The sequence below is a fragment of the Streptomyces sp. NPDC033221 genome (genome assembly GCF_055577005.1).
This window is the reverse complement of sequence record NZ_JBVIQN010000014.1, coordinates 158,668-182,865: the sequence shown is the minus strand read 5'-3', so window position 1 is coordinate 182,865 and position 24,198 is coordinate 158,668. Positions and strand designations below refer to the sequence as shown.

The window sequence follows — 24,198 nt, the reverse complement described above, 5'->3', positions numbered from 1 at the left end:
TGGACGCTTTGCCGCCGGCGGCCTTCGGGGCCCGCAGGAACTCCATACCGGTGAGCCACAGTTACGTGGCGCCATCGACGTCGCAGAGAGCATGAACGGTCGGCCGGGAATCGGAAGGCTCAATCAGCGGGAGTCGTGGAAGAGTGACCGGAATGGACGTGCTGTTGCGCATCGGGCCCCGTCGTCTGCGACCGTCCCGACGTGCGGCAACACTCAACCGTCGGAACCAGGCTCGGCCGGCACCAACGTAAATCTGCCACTGACACCGCTCAATTGCCTGTCACCGAGGCGCCCGGGGCACCCCTTGGGGGCCGAGGTCACCGAGATGTCCGAGTCTCATCCTGGCCACCATGTGACGGTTTGGGGCAGTGGCAGTACGGCAATGGCCGTCTTCCCTCCGGTCTGATGCGGACATCGACCTCTTGGTCCACGCCTTTGCTGTTCTCGCAGGTAATGCAAGAACATCATCTCGCCACCGAACATAGGCCGCACCCATCCCTAAACCCGGCCTCGGGGGCTCCACAGACGATGTGGTCCCGCCCACGCGGTGCTGGCTCTGTTCACGAGAAACGTCAGCAGTTCAATACTGGTTCGGAAGGCACCAGGCCGTCGGGGCCGGGACAAGAATGTTCACGAGTTTCGACAGCACCGGGTTTTGCAAGCAGGCCGATCGAGGTCACCGTTCGGGCGGCCGCCGATCGGCGCGTGACCTGGGAGCCTGAGAACCGGGCTTGAAGCTGCCGCAGCGGAAGCCGCTACCGTCCTGAGAAGAGCCGGAGATTCCGGCCCGATGCAGCACGTGTGGGGGAGGCGGCGATGGCCTGGCCGATCGCGGAGGTCGCCCGGGTGTCGGGAGTGACGGCCCGGACACTGCGGCACTACGACGAGATCGGTCTGCTGTCGCCGGCCTGGATCGGTGCCAACGGCCACCGTTACTACGAGGAGCGTCAACTGCTGCGGCTGCAGCAGGTTCTCGTGCTGCGGGCGCTGGGCCTGGGGCTGCCCGAGATAGGCCGGATCCTGGCCGCGCAGGTCGACGAGCTGGCGGCCCTGCGGGGCCATCACCGTCGGCTGCTCGCCGAGCGCGACCGGCTGGATGTCCTGGCCGGCACCGTCGCCCGCACGATCGCCGAACTGGAACAGTCCAGGAAGGACGGCACAGACATGATCAGCATCAGCCGGCCGGAGAACCTGTTCGAGGGCATCCGGTCATCCCAGTGCATGAAGGCCCTGCACGGTTTCCCGGAACTGGCCGGGGCCGTCGAACGGCATGCCGCGGCGCTGAGCAAGGCCGAGAGCGAGGCCGACGAGCGCGAGCGCACGGCACAGATGATCCGGCTGGCCGAGCTGCTGGCCGCCGGCCTGGCCGCTGACGCCGACGCGGTGCAGGCAGAGATCGACGCACAGTACCGGACGCTGGCCCGGATCCGGGCAGCCACCGCCGAGGAGTACCGCGCGATCGGTCGTTGCTGCGTGGAGAACGAACACTGGTACGCGGCGTATGAGTCGATCGCGCCGGGCCTGGCCGCGTACCAGCGGGCCGCCATCGAGGCGTACGCCGCAACTCGGCTCCGCTGAGCCGGGCCCGGGCCGCCGTCACGGGGGTGCGGCGGCCCGGCCGGGGCGGTCCGTCTCCGAGAGCCAGCTGTGAGGGTTTGAGCGCCACCCTGGCGGTTGCGGAGCGGCGCGTACACAACCAGGAGCGGTATCGGTCAGAGTTGCGAGGCGACTACCAGTACCAGCTTCCCGGGCCGTGGCCGGCGCACCCCAGCACGTCGGCGAAGGCCACCACCTGGCCCAGTCACGATCCAACGACGGGGTGGTCCCAAGGCGACGGTCGAGGCCGACCGCACCAAGGTCCGCACCAACCGGGTGGGCTCCACGGCGGCCTTGGAGGACCCGGCGGCCCATGCCTTCAACTACGGCTGTCGCTGGACCTGTGACGGCCTGACGTGAGTGTCCGGCGCCCACGCCATTGAGGCAGGTTTGCGATCACCCTGCGGTGCGCTCCGCGTCACCCCAGAACTGCCAGTACGGCGCTGCTGACAACGACAGCGAAGCGCTTGCGGTGAGGCGCACCGGGCTACCTGTTCTGTGGCCCGCTCCGGAATCTGACGGATCCAGCCGTGATATCCACCTTCGGGCCTGACCTGACAGCATGGCGCGCCGCGATGCCCCTCGCTGCCGCAAAAGAGTGGCAACCTCCAGATGGATCCTCCAGTACTCCCCCACGCGGACGCCCTGAGCGGCGCCACGGTCCGCGTGCTGTGTCCCTATGGTTGGGCCGGCCGGGTCCCGCTGGTCCGGAGCCGGGTGACTTCTTAGAGTCCGGCGGCGAATGTATCCGCACCCGTCAGACAGCCCGGGTAGGGCGGGTCGCTCCCGCCAAGGCTTCGGGGCGTGCGTCGTCCGAAGTTCCCATCCTTCCCGGGGACGTCCGCCGAGGTCAGACATCCGCGCGCTCCGGTGCCGGGTCGATACAGGCGGTGTGCCGTCGGATGGGGGGCGAGGGAAGCAGCGTCATCGCGAAGGACAGCGCCATCAAGACGGTGGCCGCAAGCGGCACGTGCCGGATGCCGATCGTGTCGATCACGGTGCCGCCGAGGGCTCCGGCCACTCCGGTGCCCAGGTAGAGGCCGGATATGTTCAAGGCGAGCGTGGTCATGCCGGAGGCCGGACCGGCCGCCGTAAGGATGCTGCCCTGGATGGGCGGGGTGAGGCCCCAGGCGAAGACAGCCCAGCAGCCGATCACCCCGGCCAGCGCAAGTGGACTGCTTATACCGCTGGAGATCAGGGCAGCCGTCAGGGCCAGCGTGACGGCATGTCCACCATTCACCGGCGGGCCGGGTGTGCTCCGGTTGGTGGTGGTCGACGACGAGGCGCTGATGGCCCTGCTCAGCGACCGCGAACGCAACGTGCTCATGCTGGTCACTGAGGGCCTGTCCAACGTCGAGATCGGCATACGCATCCACCTCAGTGCGGGCACCGTCAAGGACCACGTCGGCTCGGTCCTGAGCAAGCTGCGGGTGGCCGGCCGTGTCCAGGCGGCGCTGCTCGCCGAGCGGGCCAGGCTGCTCAACGGCACCCCCGAACGCGGAGGCTGGTCGAACTGCGAGCCCCCCGTACGGACCGGCTGAGCCCGCACGATCACCCACTGGCCGGCGCCCATCAGCGCACTGCGTGGCGCGCGCAACCGCGGTGGGGTTCCGCGCGCCACTCAGTTACCGCCGCGTCTTGTGAGGGGACGCGCTCACTGTGATGTTCGAGCTTCCGCTGCTGCGGTAACCCTCCGTCGCCATGATCATGTAGTGGAAGGTACCGAGGCGCATCCCGTGGCGCGCCCAGGCATCGAAGTGATTGCCGGTGGTGATGGTGCCGCCCGTACGCTTCGACCGCCGGACACTCCAGTACTGGTCGAACGTCTTCCTTCCCTCGATGGAGGGGGCGTCGACGCGGGTCGTCCGGTAGATGTCGTAGGTGCCGCCGTCACTGGTCACCGTGCCCTGGTAGGTGCCGGTGGGCCGGTAAGTGCCCCAGTTGTCGACGATGTAGTACTCGACGAGGGGGTTGGTGCTCCACCCGTAGAGCGTCAGGTAGGCGTTGCCGGAAGGGCGGAAACTTCCGGAGTAGGTGACGCTCTTCCGCCCGCCGGTCTCCCAACCCTTGCCGGCGACGAAGTTACCGGTGTTTCGCCACGAGGTGCTGTACCTGCCGCCGGACGTCAGGTCCATGGACACCGTCGAAGGACTGTCGGTCCAGAACGAGTAGTAGTAACCGTCGTGGATGCCGGTCTTGTTCGTCGCGATGACGGGTCCGGCACTGGCGGTACCGGGAAAGAGCAGGGACAGCAGGGCCGTCAGTGCCAGCACACAGGTGCCTCTGGCCGACAGGCCGAGACGGCGGTTTTCACGTATTCGGGCGTGGGCGAGTGTATTCACGTCCGGGTGTTCTCCTCTTCGGTGATGACGCGAGACGGATCCGGGTCAGCAGGTGGAATTGGCCTGGGTGAGCAGGCCCATGCGGTACGGGTGTTGCGAGTACTCTCCGCTGGATTTCGGATGGCGTCCTTGGTAGACGTACTGCAGGTGACAGGGGTCGATGGTCAGGTTCTGGTCAGTGCCCGAGCGGACCAGTTCGCCGTGGCTGATGTCGTTGGTCCAGGCGGGGCCGTTGAACGAGACGTTGGCCGTGCCCGCGAACGGGGCGCTTTCGGTGGATGCGAGCGGGGTCCAGATCCCGGTCAGGCCGGTGGACGTCCAGGAGCGGAAATAACGGCCGCCCGCTCCCATGGCCTCCACCAGCAACAGGTACTGGTTGGTGCCGGACACCTTGTAGATATTCGAGGCCTCGAAGAGCTTGGGCCGGGAGTCGGACATCACGATGGTGGTGTCGCCGAATCCGTTGGGGAAGTTCGCGAGCGTGGTCCGGGCGCGGTAGAGGTGCCCGTTGTCGTCACTGAAGAACAGGTAGCAGTTCGCGGTGTCGCAGATGGTCCAGAAGTCGATCCACTGCCCCTTGCCCTTGTTCTGCGTCACCACGGGCGGTTCCGAGGCGATGAATGTCTTGGGTGCGGACCAGGAGGAGGGGTTGGCGGGGTCGGTCGTCGTGGAGTAGGTGGGCGGGCCGGTCTGGTAGACCATGTACCAGAGCTTCTGCGGGGCGAAGTAGAAGACCTGGGGTGCGGCCGCGTAACGGGTGCCGATGGCCGAAGAATCCAGGTAATGCTGTGTGGCGGAGGCGGCGTTCGCCCATTTGTCGAAGCTGAAGTACGCCAGGCTCCACTTCCCCGCCGTGTTGGCCGTGGTGGCGTAGACGTGGTACTTCCCGTTGTACCGGATGACCGAGAAGTCCTTGATCGACACCAGCCGGTGCGACGCGTTCGACCGCGGACCCGCCAGCACACCGGTCGACACCCAGGAGAACGCGGAGGGAAGGGAGTTCGAGGTGACACCGACCTTCACCAGCTGCCACTGCTGGCCGGCTCCGCCCCGGTCGGTCGACTGGTCGATGGCCGCCGCGTCGGACGTGGAGGCGCCCGCGACCTGGACGGCCTTTCCGCTGTTGCGGTTGATCAGACGCAGGTACCCACCTGCGGAGGTCGCCAGGCTGAACTGCTGGCTGCTCGCCTTCGTGTCGTCCCACTGCTGTATCCGGGCTCCGTCGGCCGTCGACCGGGCGGATACGTCGAGGACCTTGCCGCTGAAGCGAGAACGCAACCGGTAGGAGCCGTCGCCGGAGTCGACGAAACGCCACTGCTGCCAGGCCCCGTCGTTACGCTTGTGCTGCTGGAGCCCGACTCCGTTGTCGGTGTCGCGGTCGGTGACATCCAGCGCCTTGCCGCTGTTGCGGTTGACCAGGACGTACCACGCGCTGGTGTCGACCGAGGCGGCCGAGGCCGGTGTCGCGGCCAGAGCGACACACAGGCCGGCGAGCAGCGCCGTCACCGCGATCCCGGCCGTACCTCGTCGCCAGCGCCACAGTAGGTGCCGACGTGTTCTGGGGCCTGTAGCCATATCTTCTCCTGGAGTCGTGTTGCTGTCACGCGGTCATGGGACCCGGAGAAGGGTGCTCGCCGTCGCGGCAAGAGGTGACAGATGCGGCTGCACAGCAGTCCTTTCCCCGAGGTGGCGGATATCGGCGAGAGGTATTCGACAGCACCCCCAGGCGTGCTGCCGTCGAATACCGCCAAGTCCGAAGATCACGGCAACCTTCCGGCCGTCGGCGGCCGAGCAGCAGGCCAATTGCCGTCGGTCTCCCCGAGGTGTGACACGCAAGCGCCGTGCAGCCGGACCGACGGGCTTTGAATCCGGTTTCGGGCACCTTCTGACCGCTCGACAGAACCATGAAGAGGCGCGAAATCGAGGGTGCGGAAGCGATTCTTCTGTACCAGGTGTACCAGGGTGCGCGGATCTGCGCCGGAGAAGCCGCCGGCGTCCCGGTACTCGCCGACGCCCTGGCCCGCCCCCGCGGGCGCCAATTCGGCAGCGGGGCAAGCGGGGCGGTCAAAGAAGTCGTCGACCGGCTGGGCGCGGTGATTGTCCGCCTCCAGCCGTTCCAGCGGCAGGCGAGGAGTGGTGTGTCAAGCAGACTCCATGCCGTCCGGAAGCTGCCACTGCCCCTCTCCTTCAGTTCACGTTCCTGGCCGAGGCCGTCAGTCGTTGTCGTCGTCGAATGCCTCGCCCACCAGGGCACCGCCGACCAGGCCGGCCGCATGCGGCGGGCGCAGCCGCCGCATGCCTAGATCTGCCGTGGTACACCCCACTGCGGGAACCACATCACGGGCGTCACGCCGGGGCCGTGGTTGGAGTCGAGGAAGCACATGACCGAGGAACACGGCTGGTCGCGCGATCAGCTGCGCCAGCAACGGTCACCTACCAGCCGAAGAACAGGTGACTGGTCTCCGGCTGGAGTACGGGCGTCTTTGTGATCCTGATCCGGAGTGGGACTACGGCCGCGATGTCCGATCAGCTCTGGGGTGCATAGGCGCTGTCCATCGCCTGCTGAACCTCAAGAGCGGATACGGTGTCCTTTTGCTCTGCTTGAGCAGCCGACGGTGGAAGCCCTCAAGGACGACGGCGCATCGGGCGTGCCTGTCGATGATGGCGCCGATTAAAGTCGGTCCCGCGTATCAGGGCTTTCTCCACCCAGGGATACGGCAACTCGTCGGTGAACCCGGTGGGGGGGACGGTCGGGAAGAATCCGCCAGTGGTACATCAGCGGAAAGTCCGCGCCGGCGCCCTCCAGAACCCACCCGGTGGTCATGATGTGCGTGGCCAGTTCGCGCCAGGCTCCAAAACCGGCTGAGCCGATTCCGTACTGATAGAACAGCGGCAGATCGAACGGGTTGGCAGTCGACCGCAGGTTCTCCGGCTGTAACTCCCGGTCCGTCAGCGGAACCCGCTTGACGAAGACGGGTACCCCTTCGACATTCAGCTCCGCCGACCTGCCGCCGATCCCGGATCCCAGCTCCGACGCGGTGGCCGGCGTGCTGCGAGGCCAGACTCTACACACGGTCCGGGGAGACCCGCCGGGCTGTCGGCCCGGCACCCACACGTCTCCGGCCCCGGCGGCTGCGCGTTCCCTCAGGTGTCCGCCGTCACGACGGCGCTCTCCCGCAGTTCCTCGGGCCGGGCCTTGAACCAGTCAATCGTTCTGCGCAGGCCCTCCTCGACGCCGGTGACGGGGTGCCAGCCCAGTGTGCGTTCCGCGCGTTCGATGACCGGGCGGCGCCGCGGTGGATCGTCCCGGGGAAGTCGCCGGTGGTCGATCGGCACCTTGGCGCCGGTCATCCACCGTATGAGCTCGGCGAGTCGGAGGACGGTGTACTCCTCGGGATTCCCCAGATTGACGGGCCCGGGCTCCGTTGCGTCGATCATCGCGGTGAGCCCGGCGACCAGGTCGTCGACATAGCAGAAACTCCTGGTCTGGCTGCCGTCTCCGTTCACGGTGAGTGGCCGGCCGGTGAGGGCCTGGGTGATGAAGTTGGTGACCACACGTCCGTCGCCGGCGCGCATTCGAGGACCGTAGGTATTGAAAATCCTCACAATGCCCGTATTCACTGAGTAAGTGCGGGCGCAGGCGGCAGTCACGGCTTCCGCGTACCTTTTGCTTTCGTCGTACACGCTGCGTGGCCCGATGGGATTCACATTGCCCCAGTATTCCTCGGGCTGTGGGTGCAGTGCCGGGCTGCCGTAGATTTCACTGGTCGAAGCCAGTATGAATCGAGCACCGTGGTCTCTGGCCAGGGTGATGGCGTTTTCCGTACCCCGGCTACCGACGCGGAGTGTCTCCAGCGGGCGCCGCAGATAGTCGGGCGGCGAAGCGGGGCTGGCCAGGTGGGCGACCACGTCGATGGAGCCGGTGACTTCGATGCCACGGGTCACGTCGCACTCAAGGAATGTCAGGCTGGGGTCGTCGCGCAGCTGACTGAGGTTGTCGAGCCGCCCGGTGGACAGGTCGTCGACGCATACGACGCTGTCCCCCCGCCGCACCAGCGCGTCGCACAGGTGCGATCCGAGAAAGCCGGCACCGCCGGTGATGACGACACGCATCGCACACTCCTGAGCGAACTGTTGAGCCTGGGTGCCGGATGGCTTGAGGAACGGAATTGCCATGCGAGGGGGCGTGCTCTCGAACCGGGTGCCCTGCGCTGAACCGTCCGGTGGAAATGAGCGGGTCGAGGGGCCCCGCGCTTTCATACAGGGGACCGGCTGGCTCTTTCACATGGCGAGTTACAGGCTGGAAGCTCGGCGTGTAATTCTCGCGCGACAGGCGATAGCCCACCGCCGAACGATGGGATAGATGGGCGATTCACGCGATCGTATCAGGTATCGCTGCGGTGCAGATACCCGGGAGGAGCTCTCTTTTCCGGGACAACACGCCCTCGGTACACGTTTGTTCTCAGACGCGACGGGAAAAACCCAAGGCCCTTGGGCGGGCCGACCGAGCCGATTGTCGATCCGCAGCCGTGCCGGTACTCGGCCTCGATCCTGGGGTGTTCCTCGCCCGGCACGACGGCAGTCACCGAGCCGCTGAGCCAGGTGCCGGAACACCCGGCTCAGCGGCTCGGGCCCGTCCATACCTGCTTGTCATACGGGGGCGGTGCCCACTTGCCGTTGGCGGCCCAGCCCGTCGATGCTCAGCTCGACGACCATGATCTGGTTCAGGTACAGGACCATCCCCAGGTCGGCCTGCCGGCGCTGTCCCACTAGGCCGAGACTCCCTACGCCGTGAGGCTTTTGGAGGGCCGGTTCTCGAACACGGGCATTGCCCCAAGGCTCCACTGCAGCCCCAAGGCCTTTGGGAAACAGATGACTTCGATGTTCCGGAAACTTCGGCTCCCTTTAACGGAGAGCGAAGGCCGGGCCGACATCGACCTGCCCCTCCTGCCGGACATGGATGTGATGGTCACGACGAAAACAGGCGATCAGTCCGGTCGATGAAGCGCAGAGCAGCCGACCCGTTGCAGCACTGTGTGGCCGCTCTGGACGACCGGGACGTCGTTGAGTACCTCGCCGTACAGTTCGGTCCAGGAGTGGAAGGCGAACCGGGCGCCGATCGACGATCGCTGCCGGGCGATGACGGTCTCGGCCGGCAGTCCGAGCACCGACAGGTGGACGGCCAGCGCGAATGACCTGGCCAGGCACAGTGCCTCGGGTTCGGTCAGGCGCACGACGAGCTGGCAGCGCGGCAGTTCCCGGTGGGCGAGGCGGACGGCCGTCGCCTCCGACAGGCCGCGGTGAGCACCGGCAGCCGGCCGCAGACCGCGCAGCTGGGTCTGCGCGACGCCCCAACCGTGCCGGTTCAGGGCCCGCAGCGCCCGCGCGGTGCGTACGGCGGCGGCCAGCCGTGCCGAGGGTGGCGTACGGGGCACGGGCCCGGCCGCCGCGTCCCCCCACAGCAGGAAGGCCCAGTCCGCGGTCGCCCGGCCTGTGGTCGCCCGGGCCCTCATGGCGACCCGTCGCCCGACTCGGCGAGACGGCTCTCGGTGAGCTGGGCGGCGAGCGATGTGATGCCCTCGCGCAGTTCGCCGTCGGTGGCGTCGATGCGCTCCGCGAGGTCGCGGACGGCTTCGTCGTACGTCTCGCAGCGCAGGGACGCTTCCAGGATGAGCGTCGCGGTGGGGTTCAGCTCGAAGTAGACGCCTTCGGCAGTGTCGAGGAGGACACCCGTACCGTCGGCGGGGTCGAAGACGGTCTGTTCGGCTAGGCGGATCAGTGTCATTGGAGGGCTCCTGTCGCGGGTCCGGGGCCGGGGGCTGCCATCCGGCGTTCATGTGCCGGGTAGCGGGGCGGTCTTGTGCGAGAGGTCGCGCAGGAACAGTTCCACCATGGCCGTGCACAGCAGGTTTTCGGCGTTGCGGCGCAGGGCGCGCGGGTCGGCGAGAACGGCGGCCAGCCGCTGCGGGTCGACGATGCCGAGGGTGGTCAGCCGGGCGTCGGGGCCGCCCAGGAGGTCGGCGACGGCGTCCGGGTGGCACAGGCACCATGTCTCGTCCGGCGAGCCCAGCCAGTCCCTGCCGTAGTGCCGCCACACGCAGGAGGGCACCCCTCGGCGGGCGGCGGCGAGACGCAGCACGGGCTTGTCGATGGTGCGCCCGCCGTACGGGATGACCCGGTAGGCGTTCGGCAGCCGGGCCGCCAGCCGGCGCAGCTGACGGCCGCCCCAGGGCTTGGCGCAGTGGATGCCGTACGGCCGCCAGACGGTGAGGTTCAGGGTGTGTTCCTGCGCGGCGGAGTCCGGCTCGTACCGTTCCGGGCCGGCGCCGGGCACGGGGACGAGGAAGTCGCCCGCGCGCTCGGTCTCGGCGGTCGCTTCGGGGTCCTCGTAGAGCGAGTAGTCGCGACGGATGCTGCGGGCGATGCGGCTCAGCTCCCAACGGGAACTGAGCAGGCCGTTGGCCATGGTCCACCGTTCGCGCAACGGCACGTCGGCGACGGCGATGTCGTACAGGCCGAATCGCAGTGGTCCGAAGACGACGTCCCCGTCCAGGCCGGAGAGCACCGTGCGCACCCCGTCCGCGGCGATCCGGCGGGCCGTCAGGTCCAGGCGGCGGAACCAGACGTGGTTGAAGGGCAGCGGGAAGTCGTGGCCGTCGGGGAAGTAGGACTCGTCCTCGCCGGGCGGGTCCACGGTCACCAAGGGGACGGAGAGTTCCCGGCACACCTGGCGCGCCCGCGGGGATTCGTCAGCGAGGGGATCGGGCGTGTACATGTGGTACGCGGTGACGTCGGCTCCCTGGTCGGCGAGCGCGGCGAGCACGGTGGCGGAATCGACGCCGCCCGAGAGCAGGACGCCGATGCGGCCGGCGGACGCGTACCGCCGGGTCTCCTCCAGGAGCAGTTGGTAGGCCAGGTCGGCGTAGGCGCGCAGCGAGGTGCGGCGCGGCATCGGCAGCGGGGTGATCCGGTCGTACGTGCCGGTGTGCGCCGACCGGCCGTCCGCGACGGCGAACTGACCGGGAAGCAGCCGGCCCAGGCCGGGGAAGACGAAGACGTCCTCACCGCGGCAGGCGCGCCAGAGCGTTTCGTGTGCGAAGCGCGGCGGACCGTCGAGCAGGTGGCGCGGGTCGCTCGACCACCGTGTCCAGCCGTCCGACACGCGGAAGAAGAGCTGGTCGGCGCTGGTCACTCCGCGGAAGAGGACGACTCGCCGGGGCGTGACGACCGCGCCGGCGACATCCGGCGGGAGGTGGCGGAGCGCGGCGTACGTGTCCCGGTCCACCTCCCCGATCAGACGCTTCACCCGATCCGGCGGCAGTTCTCGCGGGGCCGGGCCGGCGAGAGCGAGGTAGGCGTGCGGGACCGGCTGCGGGATGCCGGGGACAGGCCCGTCCGTACCCGTTTGGATCCACTGCTGGAGGTGGCTGCCGCGCGGGTGGTGGCCGTTCCGGACTTCGAACGGCGCGTGTACGTGACCGGAGCGCGCGTGGATGTGACCGGCCCGCGCCTGTACGCGGTCGAACGGCACATGTTCGTGATCGACGGTGGCCGCACCGGCGGCGACCCACCCGGAACAGCCGGGGAACTCCGTGACGTACCGACCGGCCATCGTTCTCCCCGGTGTCGTCGTACGGTACGGGGCGGAGCCTTCCGGACTCCGCCCCGTACCGACGGGGATGGCTACCAGATGTTTCCGTGACCGAGCAGGTCGGGAGTGCCGTGGCGCAGCTGTCCGGTCAGCTTCTCGACCCGTCCGATACGGACGACCTTCGGAGGCGTGTAGCGCAAACGCATTGTTGTCACCTTCCTTCTACGGTCGAGTCGACACCGCAAAGACGTTACGGCGCATATAGGGTTTTTTCCCTCTGTCTCCAGCCTGAGGGGTGCAGCGTGTCACGTCAAAAGGAAGCGGATGGGCGGCCCCGGAAGCGGTACCGCGCGGCCGGCCACCGGACGCCGGGAGCCGAACGGTGACCGAGGCCGCACACCGCGCCGACCGGTACGCGATCTGCGCCCACGGCCTGACCAAGCGCTACCCCGGCACGGAGGCGGTCCGCGGAGTCGACCTCCACGTACGCCCCGGCGAAACGTTCGCCTTCCTCGGCCCCAACGGCGCCGGCAAGACCACCACCATCGCGATGCTCTGCGCCCTGGCCCGCCCCAGCTCGGGGCAGGCCCGGGTGGCCGGGGCCGACATCCGTACCCAGCCGCAGCACGTACGGCGCGGAGTCGGCCTGCTGTTCCAGCACAGCGCCGTCGACCCCGACCTCAGCCTCGAACGCAACCTCCACCTCCACGCGCGCCTGTACGGTCTCTCCCGAGCCCGCTCCCGGACCCGCAGCGCCACGCTCCTGGAGCTGACCGGACTGACCGAGCGCCGCCGGGACCGCGTACGCACCCTCTCCGGCGGACTGCGCCGCCGCCTGGAGATCGCCCGCGCCCTGCTCCACGAACCCGGCGTGCTGTTCCTCGACGAGCCCACCGTCGGCCTCGACCCGCACGCCCGCGCCCAGATCTGGGACCACCTGGCACGGCTCCGCGCCGAGCACCGCACGACCGTGTTCGTCACCACCCACTACCTGGACGAAGCCGAACACTGCGACCGCATCGCCATCCTCGACCGCGGCCGGGTCGTCGCCCACGGCACCCCGGCGGCGCTCAAGGCCGCCGTCGGCGACGACCGGGTACACGTACGCACCGGTGACGACGCCGCGGCGGCCGCCGCCCTGCGCCACGACCTCGCCCTGCGCCCGACCGCCGGGCCGGACGGCCTCACCGTGGCCGTGGCGGCGGGTCCGCAGCAGGTGCCCCGCCTGTGCGCCGCCCTGGCCGCCCGCGGCATCCCCGTGCACGCCATCACCCTCGCGGAACCCACCTTGGACGACGTCTTCTTCCACCACACCGGCCGCCGCATCACCCGCCCCGGGCCGCCACTCGGCCACGGCGCCCCGGCCACCGGCCCCGATGGCGGCCCGCCCGGACCCGGACACGGGGACCGACGGTGACAGGCCGCACGCGACACCCGGTGCCGCCGGGGCAGCCGGCCGCGACACGTCAGGCCGCCGAATCCCCCGGCACCCTCGTCCGGGAACTGCGTGCCGTTCACGCCCTCGTCCTGCGCAACCTTTCGCACATGCTCGCGCAGCCCGCGCAGACCGTCCTCATGCTGGTCCAGCCCCTGCTGTTCCTGCTGCTCCTCGGCGGCGGCCTGGCCGCCCTGGTGCCCGCGACGGCCGTCGGCGGCGATTACCGCGCCTACCTCTTCCCCGGCGTACTGGTGATGACCGTGCAGACCCCCGCGGTGACCGTAGGCATGCGCCTTATCACCGACCGGGAGAGCGGCTACCTGCGCGAGACGCTGATGGCTCCCGTACGCCGCTCCACCCTGCTGTACGGAAGCTGTCTCGGCGGCACCGCGGAGGCCACCGTCCAAGGCGCGGTCCTGCTCGCCACAGCGGGCATCGTAGGGCTGCCCTACCACCCCGCGCTGCTGCTCCGGCTGCTGGCCGTCATGGCGTTGACCTCGTTCGTCCTCACCGTCCTGGCGGCAGCGCTGGCCATCGGCATCCGAACGGTCGAGTCCTTCCACATGCTGCTCAGCCTGGCCCTGATGCCGCTGCTCTTCCTCTCCGGGGCCTTCTTCCCACTGACCACGCTGCCCGGCTGGCTCACCCAGTTGGCCGCCCTCAATCCCCTGGCCTACGCCGTCGACGTACTGCGCCGCGGCATCGCGCACCACGTTCCCGGCTCCACGGCCGCCACCGGAGTGCGCTGGGGCAGCTGGCAGCCTCCCGCCGGACTCGAAATCGTGGTCCTGATTCTGCTCGGCGCCTGCGTCCTGCTGTGGGCCGCCCGTCGTTTCGGCCGTCTGGAGTGAGGTGCGCCGGGGGTTTGCCTGGCCGCACTGTGGCCGGTGTGGTGGGCAGCGCGCCGAGCCGGCTGCGCAGCGCCGGCTGGGCACCTGCGCAGCCGACCGGACTTGCCGCGCGTCCTGGACACGGTCGAGGGCCCAGGACGCGCGGGTGGGTCAGCCTCTCGCCGCTGCGCCGGCGGCGATGACCTCGCGGTTGACGGCGCGGACGCGGGTGGGGTCGACCTTGAGCTTGCGCCGGTCGTACGTCCAGAAGCCGTTGAGTTCGTTCTCCAGGTCGGAGACCTGCGTGTAGACCGAGCCGGACAGGTTTTCGCCGGCCTGGCGCAGGTAGAACGTGCGGGTATTGTCGACGTACTTCCGGGTCAGTGTCTCCGTGTCGGCCACCCCGCTGTAGATCACGGTGGGGGTACCGGGCCACATATGACCGGGGGTACGCAGGGTGAAGCCGCCGTGTTCGCCGTCCATGGCGGCTCGGCGGTCATCGGGTGCGGGCGGGTCGTCGTTGTTGTAGTCGTGATGATCGATGATGTCGCCCTTGCCCGCGTCGCCCTTGGAGTTGCAGCAGTTGACGCCGCTGTGCGCGTTGACGACGCGCGAGGGGTCTGCGGCCTTGACGGACTCGGCGAGGCGGCCGGTGGCGTCGCGGTTCCACTCGCCCCAGCCCTCGTTGAAGACGACGTAGCCGCCGACGGCCGGGGAGTTGTGCGTCTGCTCCATCATCTCCCTGCCCTGGTCGGTGAACGCCCGCTGCCCCCCTTCGTCGGTGATGTCGCCGGAGACGAAGTCCTGCCACACCAGCAGCCCGAGCCGGTCCGCGTGGTAGTACCAGCGGGGTGACTCGACCTTGATGTGCTTGCGTACCGCGTTGAAGCCGAGCTGCTTCTGTCCCGCCAGGTCGAAGCGCAGCGCATCGTCGCTGGGCTGGGTGTGGAGGCCGTCCGGCCAGAATCCCTGGTCCAGCATGGCGAGGGAGAAGAAGGGCTTGCCGTTCAGTACGAGCTTGGGGTGGCCGCCGACCTTCTGTACGCCGATGGAGCGCATCCCGAAGTAGCTCTTGACGACGTCCTTCGACCTGCCGCTGCGGAGGGTGACTTCGAGGTCGTAGAGGTAGGGATCGTCGGGCGACCACAGGTGCTGGTTCCGCACCTTCAGCTTCAGGTCCGCGTTGGCCGCTCCGGTGGCCCTGCCGACCTCCTTGCCCTTCCTGTCCCGCGCCACGGCCGTGACCTTCGCCCGCGCGGAGGCGTCGCGGGACTCCGCCTTCACCGTGAGGGTGCCGCTGCCGATGTCGGGGGTGCTGACGATCCTGTCGACGGCCGTCCTGGCGACAGGCTCCATCCAGACGGTCTGCCAGATGCCGGAGGACTGGGTGTAGAAGATGCCCCCGGGGCGGGGCGTCTGCTTGCCCTTCGGCTGGTTGCCGCCGCCGGTGTCGGTGACGCCGACGATGATCTCCTGCTTGCCGCCCTTGGTCAGCGCGTCGGTGATGTCGGCGCTGAACCCGGTGTAGCCGCCGGCGTGCCGGGCCACCTGCTTGCCGTTGACCCACACCCGCGCCTCGTAGTCCACGGCGCCGAAGTTGAGCTTGAGGCGCCGCTCGGCGCCGATGCGCCAGCCCTTCGGGACGTCGATGAGCCTGCGGTAGAACATGTGGTCCTCGTGCCGCTCGACCCCGGAGAGCTGCGACTCGACGGGGAACGGCACCGTGATCTTCTCGGCCAGCGGCTTGCCGAACGGGGGCTGCTCGCCCTTGCGGGCACCGGCGAACTCCCAGCGCCCGTTGAGGTTTTTCCACTGCGCCCGCATCTCCTGCGGGCGGGGGTACTCGGGCAGCGGATGGTCCGGGTCGACCTTGTCACCCCACGTGGTGGTCAGCCGGTGGGTGGAGAGGTTTCCGGCAGCGCGGAGCACCACGGGCACGCGCTCCCCGCCGCTGCTCAGCCCGCCCTTGCCGTCATAGGCGAAGCGCACCCGCTGGCCCTTCTGAACGGGCCCGGCCAGCGTGAGCGCCACGGAGCGCGGGTCGTCCTCGTCCCGGACGACCGACGTCACGGGCATGTCCGTGGAGTCGACCTCCAGCTTCAGGTGGTCCTTGAGCGCCTCGGTCCCGCCGGCCTCGCCCTCGAACGTCACCCGCAGCCGGCGCCCGTCGGCGCCGACGGTGAGGTCCACCGGGTACGGCTCGAAGCCGTCCGGGGGCGTGAAGGCCGACTCCGGAACCGGACTCCTCTTGACGTCCGGACTCTGCCAGCTCAGCACCATGTTGGAGCCGCCGGTGTCCTGGAACATCTCGAACCTGAACTCGTGCTGCTCACCGGCGGTGAGCCCGACCGGTTCGCTCTTGACCTCGACGTCCCAGTCAGGCACCCAGTGATCGATGACCTGCTTGCCGTCGATGAAGAGCCGGAAGCCGTTGTCGCCCTTGGCGAAGAAGGTGAACTTCCCGCTCTCGGGGACCTCGACCTTGCCGCTCCACCGCGCCGTGGTGTGCTCGGTGCGCCCTGTGGCGAGCCGGAAGGTGGAGCTCAGGTCGGGGAAGTCGACGGCCGGCTCCAGGGTCGTCCCGCCGAGCTCGGCGAAGTCGCGGGCGCCGGGCTTGGACATCCGGAAGTACTCACCCTTGAGGCCGTGCCCGTCACCGCCCGGGGCTTCCACCGCCCGCGCGGGCGGCGTGAGGCCGCTGACGGGCAGCGATATGGCGAGGGCGCACAGCAAGGCGCAGAACAGCAGGTGAGAGACCGAGCACCGGGGTCTCATACGGTGTCTCCGGTGCGGGACACCTCTGGCACGGGGGCTCAGGCGACGCGAAGAAGGAAACATAGTCAAACAGTTAGGCACAGCCTGCACCGTAAAACAACAGTTCTGCACGGCAATTGCCGTGTCGGGCACCGTTCGATCGAGACCCGGTCGGTCGCGATCCGGACCGCACCGGTCCGGCGCCGTGGACCGTAGGCGGCCGGACGTGAGAGCTTCAACTGCCCCCTGCGGAAGGCGGGAAGAAGAACCAAGAGTGCCGCCTTGCCGTACCACCGGGGTGGTACGGCAAGGCGGCACGTCGGCAGTGTGCCGAGCCGCGTGTCAGCCGGCGTGCGGCTGCCGGGTGGCGGACGAGAGACGGCCGGCAGCCAGCTGCCACTCCCGGTGCAGACTGCCCAGAGGAATGCGCTTCTGGAAGAGCGGAGTACCGAAGACCGTCAGCTGGGTCTGGAGCGTACCCGACAGGTCCAGCCCTCCGAAGACCTTCCAGTCGGCCGTGGCGGAGCCCTTTCCGTCGGAGGATCCGGTGATCACGGCACTGCCCTCGCCGCGCAGGTACGGAGCGATGTCGGCGCTCACACCGGCCATGCCGTACAGACCCACGCTCGCCTCGGCGCCGAGTGCGGCCTTCGCCCGGCCCGCTGCCGTCACGGTGGCCTGTACCGGGGTGGAGGTCAGGCCGGATTCGCTGACCGGCTTCCAGCCCTCGGCCCAGCTGTAGCTGCCGCCGACCCGGAAGCCGCCCTTGAGGTCCTGCTTGACGTCGACAGTGATCCTGCCGTCGGCCTCCACCGCGAGATAGCAGGTGAGGTCGAGGTTGACGACGACGGGCACCGGGCCGACCTGGATGACCGGGTCCGCGTGCAGCTTGGCGAACGGCATCCGCAGCGGCTTGTCCTTGCCGGTCGACGCGGCGGCCTGGCCCTTGAACTGCCACTGGGAGGACCAGTCACCGGACAGTCCGATGTAGGCACCGCCGGGAGCCGAGCCGGCGCCGGAGCCGGTACCACTGCCGGAGCCGTTCGCGGCGGAGTTCGCCTGCTTACGGTTCCCGTTGTAGCCGAATTCCACCTTCGGGGAGAGCTGGACGAAGCCGGAGACCGAGGCGGCGGCGCCGGCCGGGGCGCCCTCGGCGGTGGCGACCGACGCGCCGACGTCAAGGCGCAGGCTGCCCAGGGGCAGCGTGGCGCCATGGGGACCGAACCGGCGCTCGCCGTTCTTCGCCCAGGACACCTTCACGCCCTTGACCAGCGGCTCGACCGAGATACCTGCCGGATCGACGGGCACCTTCCCGTCCGCCTCGTCCTTGCCCAGCAGCGCGTCGAGCGTGGCCGGGGCGGTGTTGACCTCCGTGCCCCGGCTCGTCGTGCCCAGCACCTTGGTGACCTTGGCCAGTACGCCGTCGGGGGCGCCCGGGGCGGGCGCGCTCGCGATGACGTCACCGACGGCCACGGCCGAATTCTTCCCGGGCGCGGTGGGCTTGGCGGGTTTGGCGGGCTTCCCGGGATCGGTGGGCTTGGCGGCCCTCCCGGGCCCCTCACGATCGGAGGTGGGGCCGGGGGTGGAGGACGCCGGGGCGGAAGGCGCGGGAGAGGAGGGCGTCGGGGTGGCGGGAGTGGGGGTGGCCGGGGGCTTCTTCGAGGAGTCCACCCCGCCGGCGATGACCGCGCGCCCGTTGTGACGGTCGTACGAGGCGATCCGCAGCGAGGACTTCTGCGTCACGCGCCCGTTGCCGGACGGGCGCGCCACGGCGGTGGCACCGGCCGGGGTGGACTGCGCCGGAGCCGCGGTGACCGGCAGCCGCCGCCCGTCGCCGGTGGTGCTGCCCTTGGTGGTGTCGGCCGCGGCGTCCAGCTCGGCGGCCGGGGCGGCGGCTTCCCCTCCTCCGCCACCGGTACCGGCGGCCTCGGCGGTGCCGCCGGCGTTGTCGGCATTCCCGGCACCGGCCGACGAACAGCCCGCGGCCAGCAGGGAGATGGTCGTCAGGGCAGGTATGAGCGCCTGCTTGGTGATCTTGTGCAAAGTGGGCCCTAGGGGACGTGGGGTGGGGTGCGCCACGACGGAGTCGACTCCGTGGGCAGCGCCTCACGACAACAGGACGATCGCGATGATTCGCGGAGCGGATCTGCGTGATCATGCCATGACTGCCGCACCCAGGGGAATTGCGCTGACGTCGAACGATTGGCCCATACCAAAGACAATGTTTCGCGATAAACCAATTCCGCGCCTTTACCCTGCCCGGAATTCACACCGCTTTCGCCCCAGCTACGCCTCACTGGCGGCTCGTTGGCGGCACAATCAGCAAGGTTGCGCGCTGCGACCGGACAGCGACAAGGCGCGAGAGGTGAAGCCATACCCCCGGAAACATTCCCCCCAGAGATAAGGCGGTTGCCTTGGTAAACGAGTCGGATATTCGGTGGCATAGGCACTGACTTTGTCGAGGATCTCGTCGGCGGATTCCGCCTGAACGGTCGGTCATGGGTGCTCATTCCGACCGACCGTACCCGTCATTCCCGTCGACAGGGCAGGAGGTCACGGCCCCCCGCCCCCTGGCGTGCCTTCGTAACGCGCACCCGTCGAAACGGGCCGTGAACCGCATCCTTCTGAACGAGTCCGTGCTCCGGCCCATGTCAGGGGACGGGCGGCCGGGTGGGCGCCGGGCAGGCCGGTTCGAACTCCTCGATCAGCCGCAGGGTGTCCCCCAGCCCCCGTACGAGCAGTGAACCGACCGTCTCGCGGTCCAGTTCCTGCCGCGCGATCCATTCGAGGGTGACGCCCTCGACGCTGGAGAGCCAGCCGACCAGTGCCGTACGGGCCAGCGCGGGTATGTCCGCGCGGCCCCAGGTGGCGTGCGCGATGGTACCGAGCAGCCGTTCGCGGACCTCCGCCCGGATGGCGAGCACCTGCGCGTCGAAGCCGACGCCGCCGGTGACGATGGCCCGGTAGGCCGCCTGGTGGTGCTGGGCGTAGCGCAGGTAACCGTCGATCGTGTGCTGGACCCGTTCGACGGGCGGCAGATCGTGGGTGCTCGCGGCGCGCCGTACCAGCTCCGCGACGGCGTCCTCGATGATCGCGAGGTAGTAGCCGCGCTTGTTCTTGAAGTAGTAGTAGATCAGGCCCTTCGCGACACCTGCCTGGCGGGCGATGTCGTCCATGGACAGGGCGTCGTAGGAGGTGTCGGCGAACAGTCTCCTTCCGGTGGCGATCAGTTCGGCACGGCGCGCCTGTGAGCGCTCGGTGGCGCGGGCGACCCGTGGGGCACCGGGTCCGCGCTGTTGACTATTATTCAATTCGAGCCCTAGTCTCCAACTGCCGCGGATTTTCCGCAGTATGGCAGAGGTACGCCACCTGCGGGCTTCGTCCCGTGGCAGCTCCATCAGGCACTTCCCTCGCGCGCTCGCACGTGTCCACGGCTGCGCCGGCAGCCGGTCCATCGCTGCCCCGGGGAGGAAGCAGTGAGCAAGAGAAGGCGGCCGTTGCCGCAGGGACGTACTTCCTGGAAGAAGACCGCGGTCACGGCGATCCCCGCGGTGCTCGCGGTCGGCGCGATGGCCTCGGTGATGGCCGAGGGCGCGCTCGCCGCGTCGTTCGCCGTGTCGGGCACCAACTTCCAGGTCACCTCGGGCAAGCTGACCAGCCAGGGCCTGGCCTCGTACGTGCACACCGACCGCGACGCGAGCGGCAAGGGGCACCCCGTGGCGCTGCTCGGCCTGGGCAAGGCCGTGCTGAGCGACATCTGCCAGGCGGCCGAGGTCAAGACGCCGCTGGGCACCGTCGTGTTCAAGCTGACCGCGGGCGGCGACGCCGGTCAGGTCACCGCCGACAACCTCGTCATCGACGGCGAGGACCTGGTGGGCGACGCGCGGTTCGGTACGGCGCAGATCGGCCGGGACGCCTCCACCCTCGACGAAGTACCCGGTGTCCAGGGCGAAAAGGGCAAGTTCGGACTCCAGGCCGGGAACATCGAGGTCGCCGGGGTCAGGTCGCACGCGTGGTCCGCCACCGGCGGCAACTTCCGCCTCAGAGGGCTGCGGCTGGACGTGAGCCTGGGCGGCAAGAAGTGCTTCTGACCAGCCGGCGCCCGGCGACCCGGCGTCCGGCAACCTGGCGCTCGGCCATCCGGCGCCCGGCCGTCAGGCTCCCCTGGCCCGAGCGGCGGACGGCGTTCCGCGGCTGGCGGCGGACCCGGCCCTTCTGGGCCGGGCTGCTGCTGATCCTGGGCGGCGCGGAACTGCTGCTCGTACCGCTGTCGCCACTGACCGTACTGATCAGCCTCGGCCTGGGCGGGCTGGCCGCGATCGGCATCGGGCTGGCACTGATCGTGGCCGGGCTGTTCCTGTGGCTGCGCCCGGCCGCACACCACTACGTGAGTCTGCACGCGCTGATTTTGTCCGTCCTGTCCTTCGCGGCGACCAACCTGGGCGGGTTCCTGGTGGGGATGGGGCTGGGCATCGCGGGCAGCGCGATGGGGTTCGGCTGGACACCGCTGCGGGACGCGGACGAGGGCGGTTCTTCCGACGACGGTTCCGCCAACGGTGGTTCCACTGACAACGGTTCCGCCAACGGTGGTCCGGCTAACAACGGTTCCGCCAACGGTGGTTCCGCCAACGACGGTTCCGCCAAGGACGGTCCCTCCGACAGCAGGCCATCGGACGAAGGCGCCGGCAACCGCGGCAAGGCCCTCGCCGTGGCGTTGCCGATCGCCCTGATCGCGGTGATCGGCACGCCCGCCGAACCCGCGCACGCATCCACCGTTCCCGCGCAGCCCACCCCTCCGACCGTGACCACCACGATGTTCGCGCCGAAAGGTTTCACCCTGGCCGGCGTCACCGAGGTGCAGACGGTCGACGGGCCGGTCAAGGCGATGGTCCTCCGCATGAAAGCCGCCTCGCTCACGGACTACCGGCTCACCACCCGTGACGCCGACGGCCCGCAACTCCGTCTCGGCGCCCGTAACCTGGACCTCAGCGGCAATGTGACGCTCTACCTCACCAAGTTCAGCGGCTGTCTGGAAGGGCTGATCTGCCTCACCTTCACCCCCGACACGCTCCCGGTGCCGCCCGTCGTGCCGCCCTTCGTCTTCATGACCGACGTGGACGCCGAACAGGCCCTGGTCACCTCCGACCTGATCGTCGCGGACGGCCTGACGCTCGACGCCGGGACGGGGCCGGGAACGGCAGTGCCAAGAACAGCAGCAACAACAGAGACGGGCACAGGAACAGAGACAGAAACCGAGACCAGTCCAGCATGATCTCCCTACCGGCCGCACTGTTCTGGTCCTACGCCATCGGCTCGACGTTCGCGCTCTCCGCCGCCCGGCAGCTGCACTTCCTCGAACGGCGCGCCGCCGACCGCGCCGGACTGCCCAAGCTGCTCGCGCCGCGCCTCGTCAGCCATGCCGCGAACCCGTACCTGTGCCTGACGCTCCTGTACGCCGCGGTGCTGCTCGTGCCGGCCGGGCTGTTCCTGATGTGGCAGAACCCGTCCTGGTCGACGATGCACATCGCGGACGCCCACCGCGGCGTCTGGGCCGGCTTCCCGCTGCTCTACTCGGGCGGTGTGGTGATCGCCGCCCTCCTCGGCTTTCTGCTCGCCCAGGTTCTGTGCCTGGTCGGCGCGGGTTACTGGGCGTACCTGAACTGCGTCTGCGGCCACTTCCTGCTCTTCGGCACCCTCGTACACGGCTGGGACGGCCTGGGGTACCGCCGCTTCCTCACCACGGACGGCGCCGCGCTGCGCGCCTGGCCGAAGGACAGCGTCGTCAACAACGTGCTGCGCTTCCTGACCTCCGGCACCTTCCTCGCCCTCCTGGTCCTCGGCGTCGCCGTCATCGGCACCATGCTGCTGATCGAGATCGGCTGGCTGGCCGAGGGCTGGCTTCTGCCAGGCGGTGCCCAGGACCGCAGGGTGCCGCGGTTCCTCGCCGTGGCCATCGCGGGCGCGGGCCTGTACGGGCTGCCCCTGCTCGGCGCTCTCCTCGCGAGCGCACTGGTCCGCCTCCTCGGCCACCCCGTCGGTCTCGCGGTCTTCGCCGCCATTGCAGGAACGCTCCTCCTACCGCGCCGCTCCCCCATCCGCCTCCTGTACGGACTGGTGGGTCTCCCGAAAGGACACTGGCGGGCCACCGTGGACCTGCTGCCCAAAGATCGGACGACGGCGCACCCCTGACCATCCGAACGCCCCTCCCCCACGGCTCCGGGCTTTACTGCCCCACCCCCGTACGAGCACCATCGGCGTACGAGCACCATCGGCGTACGGGACGGACAGAGCCGTACCGGAACGGGCAGAGCCGCATCGGAGAGGTGACGCGTGGTCAACCCATGGCTGGCGATGGAGACGGGAGCCGACCCCGAGGAGCGCACCCGTACCGTGCGGCGCGCCCACGAGGAGTTCCTGGCGGGCGGGCCGGTCGCGCGGCCGGTGCGCCAGGTGGTGGCCGACTCCTGGCGCCGGTCGGCGTCCGCGCGCGCGACGCTCGACGGGCCCGCGCCGATCGACCTCGACGAGCCGGAGCTGCGCGCCTACCGCGACGGTCACCCGCTGGCCCGTGCCATGCCCGTCTTCCGCGATCTCCTGGGCACCATCGCCCACGACGGTGCCCATGTCCTCGCCGTCTGCGATCCGCAGGGCCGGATGCTGTGGGTGGAGGGCCATCCAGGCGTCCGCCGGCATGCGGAACGCATGAATTTCGTGCCCGGCGCCCGCTGGGACGAACGGCACGCCGGTACGAACGCGCCCGGCACCGCGCTGGCCGCCGACCACGCCGTACAGATCTTCGCGACCGAGCACTACAACAAGTACGTACAGCAGTGGACCTGTGCGGCGGCTCCCCTGCACGACCTGCGGACCGGCCGGCTGCTGGGCGCCGTGGACATCACCGGTGGCGACCATCTCGCCGGCCCGCACAGCCTGGCTCTCGTCCGGGCCACCGCCCGTGCCGCCGAGGCGCACCTGGCCTCGTACACGCCACACCCGGCGCCCGCCGCGCACGTACACCTGACCGTCCTCGCCCGGGACGAAGCCCTCCTGGTCGCGAACGGCCGGTCACTGCGACTCGGCCGCCGGCACAGCGAGATCGTCCTGCTGCTGGCCCGGCATCCCGAAGGCCTGACAGGCGACCAACTGGCCACGCTCCTCTACGGCGAACGCGACGTCCGGCCGGTTACCCTCCGCGCGGAGATGTCCCGGCTGCGCCAGGTGGTGGGCCCACTGCTCGACTCGCGCCCGTACCGCCTGACCAGAACCGTCGAAACGGACGCGGACGCCGTGGAGACGGACCTGACCACCGGCGACCTGACCGCCGCACTCCGCGCCTACCGCGGCCCCCTCCTCCCCCGCTCCGAAGCCCCTGGCGTACGCCGCCTCCGCTCCCTCCTCGAAGACCGGTTACGGCGGTCCGTCCTCACCCACCGCACCCCGGAAACCCTGCACCTGTGGGCCGACACGCCCTGGGGCGAACACGACCTGGAGGTCTGGGAAGCGCTGGAGGCCACCGCCCGCCCCGGAGACACCGTGCCGGCCTCCACCGCCGCACGGCTGCGCACCACGTACTCCCTCCTCCTCCCTCCCCGCACCCGCGCAACCTCCCCGCAACGTCCGCGCCCCTAGCCTGCGCACCGGCGCCCC

The 24,198-nt window shown here is 69.5% G+C and carries 17 protein-coding genes and 3 pseudogenes; 8 read left to right on the top strand and 12 right to left on the bottom strand.

What is annotated here, in order from left to right; all coding sequences use genetic code 11:
• The first annotated feature begins 816 nt into the window (after positions 1-816).
• On the top strand, positions 817-1,578 hold the full coding sequence (locus tag ACZ53K_RS20545) for a MerR family transcriptional regulator (protein WP_468838364.1): 762 nt from the start codon (positions 817-819) through the stop codon (positions 1,576-1,578).
• 868 nt (positions 1,579-2,446) lie between these two features.
• Here the strand turns inward: ACZ53K_RS20545 and ACZ53K_RS20540 are convergent.
• Positions 2,447-2,836 (bottom strand): hypothetical protein, encoded by a 390-nt coding sequence (locus ACZ53K_RS20540; RefSeq protein WP_468838361.1) that lies wholly within the window; start codon positions 2,834-2,836, stop codon positions 2,447-2,449.
• Positions 2,837-2,873: 37 nt separating this feature from the next.
• Between ACZ53K_RS20540 and ACZ53K_RS20535 the strand changes: the two are divergent.
• Positions 2,874-3,137: pseudogene (locus tag ACZ53K_RS20535) on the top strand (response regulator transcription factor); the annotation flags it as partial.
• A gap of 105 nt (positions 3,138-3,242) precedes the next feature.
• Here ACZ53K_RS20535 and ACZ53K_RS20530 read toward each other — a convergent pair.
• From ACZ53K_RS20530 to ACZ53K_RS20495, 8 genes and pseudogenes are all read right to left on the bottom strand, one after another.
• Positions 3,243-3,890 (bottom strand): annotated as a pseudogene (locus tag ACZ53K_RS20530) (glycoside hydrolase family 11 protein); the annotation flags it as partial.
• Positions 3,891-3,983: 93 nt separating this feature from the next.
• Positions 3,984-5,513 carry a non-reducing end alpha-L-arabinofuranosidase family hydrolase gene (locus ACZ53K_RS20525; protein WP_468838358.1) on the bottom strand — a complete coding sequence of 510 codons (1,530 nt, stop codon included), beginning with the start codon at positions 5,511-5,513 and terminating at the stop codon, positions 3,984-3,986.
• Between the two features lie 1,146 nt (positions 5,514-6,659).
• Positions 6,660-6,981 (bottom strand): annotated as a pseudogene (locus tag ACZ53K_RS20520) (protein kinase family protein); the annotation flags it as partial.
• A 101-nt stretch (positions 6,982-7,082) separates the two neighbouring features.
• A complete protein-coding gene (locus ACZ53K_RS20515; protein WP_468838443.1) occupies positions 7,083-8,051 on the bottom strand; it encodes an NAD-dependent epimerase/dehydratase family protein in 969 nt (322 codons plus the stop codon).
• An 875-nt stretch (positions 8,052-8,926) separates the two neighbouring features.
• Positions 8,927-9,451, bottom strand: a complete 525-nt coding sequence (locus tag ACZ53K_RS20510; protein WP_468838355.1) for a lasso peptide biosynthesis protein — start codon at positions 9,449-9,451, stop codon at positions 8,927-8,929.
• Positions 9,448-9,723 (bottom strand): PqqD family peptide modification chaperone, encoded by a 276-nt coding sequence (locus ACZ53K_RS20505; protein ID WP_468838352.1) that lies wholly within the window; start codon positions 9,721-9,723, stop codon positions 9,448-9,450. Before ACZ53K_RS20505 ends, ACZ53K_RS20510 begins: the two co-directional genes overlap by 4 nt.
• Positions 9,724-9,771: 48 nt before the next feature.
• Positions 9,772-11,550, bottom strand: coding sequence for an asparagine synthase-related protein (locus tag ACZ53K_RS20500; RefSeq protein ID WP_468838349.1), 1,779 nt, complete (start codon positions 11,548-11,550; stop codon positions 9,772-9,774).
• Positions 11,551-11,621: 71 nt separating this feature from the next.
• The gene (locus tag ACZ53K_RS20495; RefSeq protein WP_125530442.1) at positions 11,622-11,735 is read right to left on the bottom strand and encodes a lasso RiPP family leader peptide-containing protein; all 114 of its coding nucleotides are present in this window, start codon (positions 11,733-11,735) and stop codon (positions 11,622-11,624) included.
• 176 nt (positions 11,736-11,911) lie between these two features.
• Between ACZ53K_RS20495 and ACZ53K_RS20490 the strand changes: the two genes are divergently transcribed.
• A complete protein-coding gene (locus tag ACZ53K_RS20490) occupies positions 11,912-12,946 on the top strand; it encodes an ABC transporter ATP-binding protein (protein ID WP_468838346.1) in 1,035 nt (344 codons plus the stop codon).
• Positions 12,943-13,818, top strand: a complete 876-nt coding sequence (locus ACZ53K_RS20485; protein WP_468838343.1) for an ABC transporter permease — start codon at positions 12,943-12,945, stop codon at positions 13,816-13,818. The genes ACZ53K_RS20490 and ACZ53K_RS20485 overlap by 4 nt, the downstream gene beginning before the upstream one ends.
• Positions 13,819-13,968: 150 nt before the next feature.
• Here ACZ53K_RS20485 and ACZ53K_RS20480 read toward each other — a convergent pair whose 3' ends face one another.
• The 3 genes from ACZ53K_RS20480 to ACZ53K_RS20470 form a co-directional block, all read right to left on the bottom strand.
• Positions 13,969-16,572 (bottom strand): PA14 domain-containing protein, encoded by a 2,604-nt coding sequence (locus ACZ53K_RS20480; protein ID WP_468838340.1) that lies wholly within the window; start codon positions 16,570-16,572, stop codon positions 13,969-13,971.
• A 321-nt stretch (positions 16,573-16,893) separates the two neighbouring features.
• Complete coding sequence (locus ACZ53K_RS20475) at positions 16,894-18,594, bottom strand: hypothetical protein (protein WP_468838337.1); 1,701 nt, start codon at positions 18,592-18,594, stop codon at positions 16,894-16,896.
• A 608-nt stretch (positions 18,595-19,202) separates the two neighbouring features.
• Positions 19,203-19,862, bottom strand: coding sequence for a TetR/AcrR family transcriptional regulator (locus ACZ53K_RS20470; protein ID WP_468838334.1), 660 nt, complete (start codon positions 19,860-19,862; stop codon positions 19,203-19,205).
• Between the two features lie 258 nt (positions 19,863-20,120).
• Here ACZ53K_RS20470 and ACZ53K_RS20465 point away from each other — a divergent pair, with 258 nt between their 5' ends.
• The 4 genes from ACZ53K_RS20465 (at position 20,121) to ACZ53K_RS20450 (ending at position 24,180) form a co-directional block, all read left to right on the top strand.
• Positions 20,121-20,642 carry a DUF6230 family protein gene (locus tag ACZ53K_RS20465; protein ID WP_468838440.1) on the top strand — a complete coding sequence of 174 codons (522 nt, stop codon included), beginning with the start codon at positions 20,121-20,123 and terminating at the stop codon, positions 20,640-20,642.
• Positions 20,643-20,689: 47 nt separating this feature from the next.
• Complete coding sequence (locus ACZ53K_RS20460; RefSeq protein ID WP_468838437.1) at positions 20,690-21,823, top strand: DUF6114 domain-containing protein; 1,134 nt, start codon at positions 20,690-20,692, stop codon at positions 21,821-21,823.
• Positions 21,820-22,740 carry a hypothetical protein gene (locus ACZ53K_RS20455; RefSeq protein WP_468838332.1) on the top strand — a complete coding sequence of 307 codons (921 nt, stop codon included), beginning with the start codon at positions 21,820-21,822 and terminating at the stop codon, positions 22,738-22,740. The genes ACZ53K_RS20460 and ACZ53K_RS20455 overlap by 4 nt, the downstream gene beginning before the upstream one ends.
• A gap of 141 nt (positions 22,741-22,881) precedes the next feature.
• Complete coding sequence (locus ACZ53K_RS20450) at positions 22,882-24,180, top strand: GAF domain-containing protein (RefSeq protein WP_468838329.1); 1,299 nt, start codon at positions 22,882-22,884, stop codon at positions 24,178-24,180.
• Positions 24,181-24,198: the final 18 nt, after the last annotated feature.